Origin of the sequence: Dyella acidisoli, assembly GCF_030160295.1 — a bacterium.
Classification (GTDB): domain Bacteria; phylum Pseudomonadota; class Gammaproteobacteria; order Xanthomonadales; family Rhodanobacteraceae; genus Dyella_B; species Dyella_B acidisoli.
The window spans coordinates 67,406-75,002 of record NZ_BSOB01000053.1; the positions used below are offsets into that span (position 1 = coordinate 67,406).

General features: G+C 59.0%; 9 protein-coding genes. 2 read left to right on the forward strand and 7 right to left on the reverse strand.

Going from position 1 to position 7,597, the window contains the following annotated elements:
- The first annotated feature begins 232 nt into the window (after nucleotides 1-232).
- Both QQJ86_RS19960 and QQJ86_RS19965 read left to right on the forward strand, forming a co-directional pair.
- Nucleotides 233-523, forward strand: coding sequence for a nucleotidyltransferase family protein (locus QQJ86_RS19960; RefSeq protein WP_284322736.1), 291 nt, complete (start codon nucleotides 233-235; stop codon nucleotides 521-523).
- A complete protein-coding gene (locus QQJ86_RS19965; RefSeq protein ID WP_284322737.1) occupies nucleotides 520-873 on the forward strand; it encodes a HepT-like ribonuclease domain-containing protein in 354 nt (117 codons plus the stop codon). Before QQJ86_RS19960 ends, QQJ86_RS19965 begins: the two co-directional genes overlap by 4 nt.
- Before the next feature lie 58 nt (nucleotides 874-931).
- Here QQJ86_RS19965 and QQJ86_RS19970 read toward each other — a convergent pair whose 3' ends face one another.
- From QQJ86_RS19970 to QQJ86_RS20000, 7 genes are all read right to left on the reverse strand, one after another.
- On the reverse strand, nucleotides 932-2,230 hold the full coding sequence (locus QQJ86_RS19970; RefSeq protein WP_284322738.1) for a S8 family serine peptidase: 1,299 nt from the start codon (nucleotides 2,228-2,230) through the stop codon (nucleotides 932-934).
- Nucleotides 2,227-2,868, reverse strand: coding sequence for a zf-HC2 domain-containing protein (locus tag QQJ86_RS19975; RefSeq protein ID WP_284322739.1), 642 nt, complete (start codon nucleotides 2,866-2,868; stop codon nucleotides 2,227-2,229). The genes QQJ86_RS19970 and QQJ86_RS19975 overlap by 4 nt, the downstream gene beginning before the upstream one ends.
- Nucleotides 2,869-2,882: 14 nt before the next feature.
- Complete coding sequence (locus QQJ86_RS19980; RefSeq protein ID WP_284322740.1) at nucleotides 2,883-3,464, reverse strand: RNA polymerase sigma factor; 582 nt, start codon at nucleotides 3,462-3,464, stop codon at nucleotides 2,883-2,885.
- A gap of 338 nt (nucleotides 3,465-3,802) precedes the next feature.
- A complete protein-coding gene (locus tag QQJ86_RS19985; protein ID WP_284322741.1) occupies nucleotides 3,803-4,570 on the reverse strand; it encodes a TorF family putative porin in 768 nt (255 codons plus the stop codon).
- 210 nt (nucleotides 4,571-4,780) lie between these two features.
- Nucleotides 4,781-5,140, reverse strand: coding sequence for a c-type cytochrome (locus QQJ86_RS19990; protein WP_423372979.1), 360 nt, complete (start codon nucleotides 5,138-5,140; stop codon nucleotides 4,781-4,783).
- A gap of 172 nt (nucleotides 5,141-5,312) precedes the next feature.
- Entirely contained in the window at nucleotides 5,313-6,665 is a 1,353-nt protein-coding gene (locus QQJ86_RS19995) for a cytochrome C (RefSeq protein ID WP_284322742.1), read from the reverse strand.
- Nucleotides 6,666-6,679: 14 nt separating this feature from the next.
- Nucleotides 6,680-7,258, reverse strand: coding sequence for a cytochrome b (locus QQJ86_RS20000; protein ID WP_284322743.1), 579 nt, complete (start codon nucleotides 7,256-7,258; stop codon nucleotides 6,680-6,682).
- Nucleotides 7,259-7,597 lie beyond the last annotated feature (339 nt).

The window sequence follows — 7,597 nt, forward strand, 5'->3', positions numbered from 1 at the left end:
AGATCAGCACAATATCCCCGGCGCGGCCCGTTGTGGAATGCCATAAGTTGGTGGGTTCTTGCCTGATCCTGCAGGAGGTAGCGTGGATTGGGCTGTAAACCCCAACGCAAGGATGCGCATGGCGATGTTGGGGTTTTTACCCCAATCTACGAGGACTTAGCTCCGAGAGATCATGCAATCTCCTTCTTCATTGCATATCATCTGACCGACTCTTAACTAGGAAAGGGTGCCCATGCGACCGTCTGTTGTGCTCGACATGAAGCGGGCTGCCGTGCGTGAAGCGACAAGTCGCCATCGCACATCGAACCCGCGCGTGTTTGGGTCGGTATTGCATGGTACGGATCGGGACGGCAGCGATCTTGATCTGTTGGTGGATGCGCTGCCCGGTGCAACGCTATTCGACCTGGGTGGTTTGCAAGATGAATTGGAATCGCTGCTCGGTATTCACGTTGATGTGCTGACACCTGGCGACTTGCCGCAGAAGTTCCGGGCGCAGGTGGTGGCGGAAGCGCAGCCGGTATGAGCGAGAGCCGACTGGTCGACTATCTCCATCATATACAGCAAGCTGCGGTGGACGCGTGCAGCTTCGTTGAAGGACTATCCAAGGATGACTTCTTTGCCGACAAGCGCACCCAACAAGCTGTCATCATGAGTCTGGTCATCATTGGGGAAGCCGCGACGAAGGTCATGGATGGCTACGCCGAATTTACCCAGGCGCACTCTGAGGTACCGTGGCGCAGTATGCGCGGTATGCGCAACCGGATTGCCCACGGTTACTTCGATATCAACCTCGATGTGGTATGGAATACCGTGCAAACGGCGTTGCCAGAGCTGCTTAAGCAACTTTCTGCCGTGGGTCCTCGTAGCAAGTGAAAAGGGGGGGGGCAGCCCCAGCGCATGAATGCGCTTACCGCTTACCGATGTTGGGGTTTCAATGGGTGGCAGTGGCGTGAGCGCCCTGCGCGGAGGCAACTGCCGCCGCGGCGTTCACTTGCAGCATGCCGTTGGAGGTTTTGCTGGTTCGTAGCAGGAGATCGTGCACCGCCTGCGCATCCAAGTGCGGAGAAACAGCCAGCAACAAGGCAACGATGCCGCTTACGTGCGCTGCAGACATGGACGAGCCCGACGTGAAGTCGTAGCCGCCACCCGGTTGAGTGGTGAGTATGTCGGTGCCCGGTGCACTCACCACGCCGGTCGGAGCTGGGGTATGACCGCTGACGCGCACGACGATCACACCGGGTGTGTTGTCGGGAAATCCATTCGCGCTTCCGTTCGGCGGTAGCGCCGTGACCACGATGCGACCCTGGTTGAGCAATTGCGCTAGCAGTTTGTCGAGCAGCGGATCGGTTGGGCCACCAAGGCTCAGGTTCACGATGCGCGCGTCGGTATCGATGATGGCGGCGAGCGCCTTGGCCAGCGTAAACGAATTGCAGTGCGCACCAGTATTGGCGGGTGTGTACCAGCATGCCTTGTAGACGCTGAGCACCGACTTGGGCGCGATGCCGACGATGCCTTGATGATTGTCTGCGTCCGCAGCAATCACTCCGGCGACTTCCGTGCCGTGATGATCATGATCGAACGCTTTTTCGTCGCCGTTGACCATGTCGTGCGTGTCGTGGATGCGACCCTGCAGATCAGGGTGAGTCAGGTCAGCGCCGGTGTCGACCACCGCGATATGCACGCCTTCGCCTTGGCTGACGTTGTGTGCGAGCGCGGCATCGGTTTCCACGAAACCGCGTTGCAGATTGACGTAAGGATCGTTGTAGCGGTGGCTATCTTTGGGCGAGATGTTGGAATAGACCGAGTAATCCTGCAGCGGCTGTGCCAACTGCACGCGCTCATCCTTGGCGAGCGTCTTGATCAGGGCATCGCGATCCGTGCCGGCGGGCGTTTCCACCACGATGCAATACACGCCAAGCGACTTGATCGGCCAGCCGACAAGTTCGTGCAGCCCGTAATGCTGTTTCAATTCGCTCAATAGGGAAACTGCCCGCTGGCCGGCACCGTAATAACCGGCAGGTACATAACCCAGCAAACTGGAGCCGGCATGGGTGGTGGGTGGTTCGATCGGATTGGCTACGGCAAGCACGATGTCGCGCTGGCTGTCCATGGAAGATACGGTCGCCTTCTGATGAGAATCCATCTGGCTATCCACAGCGGCCGTGATGGGAGAGAACGCATACGCGCTCAGGCAGGCCATCGCGACAAGTGCAAAGATGCCGTGCTTCATGGCGTGCCGGATACCGGCTCCGCCAGACGAACGCCTCGCGTGCTGCGCAGTTGCTGCAAGGTGTCTTGCGTCTTGGACGTAGCGTTGGCAGGAGCGACCAAGTAGGCGCCCACTTCATTGGGACCACCCACAACTTGCAACTGCAGCGAGTGCAGCAGCGCATTCCATTCGGCCAATGTCATGTTCGCATCGGGTACGACTCGGATAGCGCCTGGCGCAGCCGGCGTGGAGTCCTGGCTGAGTGTCCGATAGGTGGCAGGGGTTTCGCCGCCTGACCAAATTTTAAGCCCCAGGGCACCGATGCCGATGGCTTGCACCAGCACCGCCGCCGCCAAGGCGCGGGTCAGCCAGCCCCCGACTCGCTTGGGTGACGGTTTTTCATCCATGACAGGTGTATCGAGTCGGCCGAGCAGTCGTTGCAATCCGGCTTCGGCATCAACGTCGGTATCCGCAGGAAGCGACATGGCTCGCTGCAGAAGTTGCTGCTGCGCGAACTCCGCACGGCATGCTTCGCATTGCGCCAAATGGTTTGCCAGCCACTCGCTTTGTTTCTTGGTGGCGTTGTGCTGCAAAACCCACGGCATCAGTTCCCATGCGCGCGGACAATCTTGGCTGAAATAGCTTGCTAACATCGTCATGGCACCTATGCTCTTTAGGCTTGCTCTTTTTGGGTGATCGAACGCTCAGCCAAGGCAGGAAGTACATTGCGCAGTTTTACTCGCGCATGAAATAGTCGCGCCTTCACCGTGCCTACCGGGCATTGCATGATGGTGGCGACATCGTCCAAGGTGTGGCCTTCACCGTAAACCAGTTGAACAACGACGCGCTGATCCGTCGACAGGCGTTCCAGTCCTTTGCCCAGCCAATCGCGCAGCTCGCGATCCTCATCGGGATCGGTCGCGGGTATCCGATCTTCTGGAATGTTGCTGTCTTCGATGGGTTCCTCGCCGTGCTGGCGTAATGCCTTGAGCCCGCAACGGTAGGCAATGCCCATGATCCAGGTGGAAACGCGTGAATCGCCGCGAAAATTGCCGGCTTTCTGCCAGGCGATCCAGAAGCAGTCGTTGATCACTTCCTCGATGACTTCGGGACGACGTGTCAGTCGCGACAGGAACCGGCACAAGCGGCCGTGATAGCTGCGGTACAGCGTTGCCAGCGCGGCACGATCGCCCGTCGACATGCGCTGCAGCAGCAGGCGGTCGGCGTCATCTGCGGAATGGTCGGCGTCGTTCATAGGTCGGGTAACCGGATGGCGTCAATTTGCTTGAGGATGCTCTGATCCATTTTGCGTAGGCGGCATGATGTCCAGAAGGCCCGCAGGGTGTGTTGCGCGATGCAGGGAAGACTGGCCGTCTTTTCAAATCGCGCGGCACAGCTTGCGGGCCTTCTGGGCATCCCCCTTCGGGCCGGCCCTGTCTGTCCGCATCTCTTCGGTCCATCGTCTCGGCAGACGGCCAGTCTGCCTTCGCCGATGCCCCCGTGATCTGCGAACAGACAGGGCCGGTGACGCCCACGCAAAATGGATCAGAGCATCCTTAAGTGCCGTTTTGACGCGAAAAGGTTGTCCCTGAATCAAAAAGCCCACGAAATGGTGGCTACCCACGGCGCGGCGGCGCTGCCTTGCCGTCGGATGTCCGGGTCGGTAAATACACGGTCCAACTCGACCCGCCATGACTCATAGCCCCAGCTCAGTCCTACGTGGCCATAGCCGTAGTATGAGCGCATCCGCTCAGAACGGTGGTAGGCATACCAGTTGTAAGCCCCCCCGGAAACGTAGCCCCAGTAACCGCCCGAGCGGGTCAGTGGCTGGGCCACGCCCAGGCCAGCGGAAACAGCGAAGTTTTGCGGCAGCGGCCAGTGGAAATCGACGTCCGCCGCACCTGTTGGCGAGTGATCGCTGCCATGGGTAAGCGTGATCGCCGCTAGCCCAATACTCAGCACGTCCCGGTACATCCAGTTCAACCCGGTTTCGACTCGATCGAACGGCCGCCCCTCGGGATTGCCGGGATAGCCGTAATAGACCACGCCGGCCTGCATGCGCCAGTCATCGGTAAGCGACCAATAGTGCGCCACCTGGGCCATGGCTTCGGAACCATGTCCTGGTGAGCGCGTTTCGGTCGCAGCGGACAAGCCCAGCATCCAGCCGGAGGCGGAGGTCCACGTGACATTGCCCTGCAGTATCGGCGTGACAGGTGAAACAGCCAGGCCGCGATCGATCAGCTGCGAACTCACTGCCACGGCACCGCTGAGCGTGTTGGATTGAGCATGCAAGGGTGCGGTGAACAGGGCCGCCGACAAAGCGGCCAAAGGCAGGCTGCGGAGCAAATGGGTTGCCGTCACGCTACGCGGCTCCCCAATAGCAGTGCTTGGTTGCCTTGGCATTCATCGGAACAACAAGCAACTAAGCACAGCGGCAAATCGCGACACTTTCCCGAGACAGTCTTACGCTGTCGCGAAGATGACGTTTTTGCGGGGCGAACCCCTTGTCCGAAAAGGAGGGCGTGCAGCATGAGCGACTTATAGTCGATCCCTTCGGACAAGGGAATGTCATCAATGCAAGGTATCTAGGTAAGTAACGAGATCATCCAACTGCTTGGAGTCGTCCAGGCCGTCGTATTTCATCTTGGTACCGGGATTGGCTTTCTTGGCCTGTTGAGACAGGTACCAATGCAGCTTGTCTGTGGTCCAGGTCCAACGTGCCTGTTTGAGTGCATCCGAATAGTTGTAATCCGGTGCGGTACCGGCAGGCCGCCCCACGATGCCGAAAAGGCTGGGGCCTTTCTTGTTCTTGCCTTGTTTAGGGCTGTGACATTCAGAGCATTCGGATTTGAATACATCTGCACCTGATGAAGCGTCGCCGGCATGCGCGAAAGGCGATGCCAGCATCCAGCCGAAGAACAGTCCCACCATCGCCGTGCCGCGCAAACACCGGCGCAAAGCTGATTCGATCACTCGCTGACTCCTGTTCGTGCATGTTTATTAGGTCGAAGAAAAAGCCCCTCTCCTCCACGGGGGAGAGGGGATGAAAAACGGCACGCAGGGGATGGGACCTGTTTGCGTGCAGATCGCAAGCGTCATGGCGCTAGAACGCCACGCTGGCAAAAAGCAGGAACGCATTGAAATCTCTCGCGTTGGTCCCCGTACCGTTTGCAGGCACACCAAAGATGTTGGTGCTGCTGCCATTGAACTTGTTGAAGCGGAACCATTCGGCAGCCAGTCGCAAGTTGGCGATGGAGGTAAACGAGTCGTCCTTGCCGAACGGTGTCCAGAACACAGTGAAGGAATTGCTGTTGGTTTCGGGCTGCCCATACGGCACGTAGCGCACGATATCGTGGGTGCCGGTGCTGACCATGTGCGCAATGATCACGCCGTAAGTTTGCTTGAAGACGTAGGTGAGCTGGGCCGTCTGGTCGTGCACCACGCCACGCGGTAGCGCAAACAGTCCGGGTAATGATCCAGCCGGTGTCGTGGCATAACGGCGTCGCTCCATGATGTTCACATAGGCAAACTGGATGATGTTTTCGCGATTGCCCAGAAACTGGTACGTCACGTCATAGCCGAGATCGGTGAGATGCTCGCTTGGACCGCTGCGCGGCAGTTGGCGATCGGTGGTCAACCCGACCAGGCCGGCCGAGAAGAACTGATGCGGGCGCTTCAGCTCCTTCATGTATGCAAAGCGCCCATACACGGTGTTGCTGAGCTTGCCCGGATCACCGCCGAGGGAATAACCCAAGTCGTATTGCATCGAGGTCGGCAGCGAGTTGTACGTGCCTAGTTCGCCGTACCAGTTCTTGTCGTACAACGCATAGACGCTGGCACCAATCACGCGATGAGCCAGCGTGTTGGAGCTGGAAGGATTGAGCAAGCTGCCGGATACGGTTGGCGGACCGTTTTGCATAGACGCCGGCAGTGCATTGATCGGATCGTTGAAACCCGGATCGTTGTTGACGCTGACGCCGACCAGCGCTTCCTTGCCGCCGAGCTTGAGATCCTTGGCAACAAAGCGCAGATCCACATCGCTCAACTGTGTATTGAACTTGTCCTGGCCATTGTTGTTGATCGACACCTTGACGAAGCCGCCCACCTGATCCGAAACGCGTCCAGCCAGATAGATATCGGCCGAACTCAACAGGTTGCTGCTTTTACCGGTGGCTGGCACGGTACGCGTGCCGTTGATCTGCACGGCCGCCGGAATCTTGGTGCCTTTGCCGTCGGTGTCGGTATAGCCATTCATCTTGAAGCGCATGCCGTAAGGCGTCAGCCCTGGCCCATACGAACCGGCATGGCAGTCGGCACAGGCCGAACCGGTTTGCCGGGCATAGGCGGGAACTGCTTGCGCCGTGGTGCAGGCAAACAGAGGAAGCGCAGCCAGGCCATACCACCAAAGCTGCTTCCCGGGCCGGCTCGGCGCGCGGTTGTGCAGAAAAGTGGACATGAAATCTCCTTTTTTTAGTCGTTGGTGGTGAGTCGGTTTTGACGACTTGGCAACATCGCGCGCAGCACGTCATCGCGTACAACAAAGTGGTGCCAGAGCGCTGCGCCGGTATGCAAAAGCACCAGTGCAAGCAGCGTCCAGGCGGCGTCGATGTGCCAGGTTTGCAGCGAATCGGCGAGATCCTCATCCGCACCCACCAGCGTCGGCAGCGTCAGGCCGAACAGGTGCACCGGCCGATCCTGCGCATTGCTCAAGGCCCAGCCGAGCATGGGCAGGGCGAGCATCAAGCCATACAAAGCGATGTGCGTCAGCGCAGCCACCGCACGGACGGCTTTCGGCATGTTGCCGGTAGGTGGCAGTTTTCCGGTCCTGATGCGGATCACGATGCGGACGAAGAACAGCACCAACACGAACAGGCCAAAATGCCGGTGGCCTTCCAGCAGCCATTGCTTCAGCACGCGGCCGCTGACCACTTCATCCCGCAGCAGTATCAGGCCCGCCGCGAAGATCACGCACAGCACGGTAAGCCAGTGGAGCAACACGATTTTTCTTGGGCGCGCCGGTTTGGTTTCGTTCGTTTGTGTCGACGTCATGCTTCCTATCCCCGAACCCCGGTCTGCCTCGTCCGTAGTGCACGGATAAAGCAGGACTTGTGCGCGTGAGTGCGGGGGAGCGAGTGAAAGGTTGCGTCGTCGCTCTTGGTCCCTCTCTCTGGGGGCTGGTTAGCGTCTCGCCTGAGCTGGGCATGTCGTGAGTGCTGCCATTGCCTGCGGCGCTTCCGGTCGCGAAGCGACCGGGTCACTTTTCTTTGCTGGCCCAAAGAAAAGTAACCCAAAGAAATGGCCTGAGAAGCTCGCGGCATGGGTAAGGTAAAAGCCTGAACGTTTCTGGCTAGATAGGTGGTTGATCGCCCATGGTTCAACGCTCCCGCT

Coding starts and splice junctions, on each gene's coding strand:
- QQJ86_RS19960 (WP_284322736.1), top strand. CDS start 233: ATGCGACCGTCTGTTGTGCTCGACATGAAGCGGGCTGCCGTGCGTGAA.
- QQJ86_RS19965 (WP_284322737.1), top strand. CDS start 520: ATGAGCGAGAGCCGACTGGTCGACTATCTCCATCATATACAGCAAGCT.
- QQJ86_RS19970 (WP_284322738.1), bottom strand. CDS start 2,230: ATGAAGCACGGCATCTTTGCACTTGTCGCGATGGCCTGCCTGAGCGCG.
- QQJ86_RS19975 (WP_284322739.1), bottom strand. CDS start 2,868: ATGACGATGTTAGCAAGCTATTTCAGCCAAGATTGTCCGCGCGCATGG.
- QQJ86_RS19980 (WP_284322740.1), bottom strand. CDS start 3,464: ATGAACGACGCCGACCATTCCGCAGATGACGCCGACCGCCTGCTGCTG.
- QQJ86_RS19990 (WP_423372979.1), bottom strand. CDS start 5,140: ATGGTGGGACTGTTCTTCGGCTGGATGCTGGCATCGCCTTTCGCGCAT.
- QQJ86_RS19995 (WP_284322742.1), bottom strand. CDS start 6,665: ATGTCCACTTTTCTGCACAACCGCGCGCCGAGCCGGCCCGGGAAGCAG.
- QQJ86_RS20000 (WP_284322743.1), bottom strand. CDS start 7,258: ATGACGTCGACACAAACGAACGAAACCAAACCGGCGCGCCCAAGAAAA.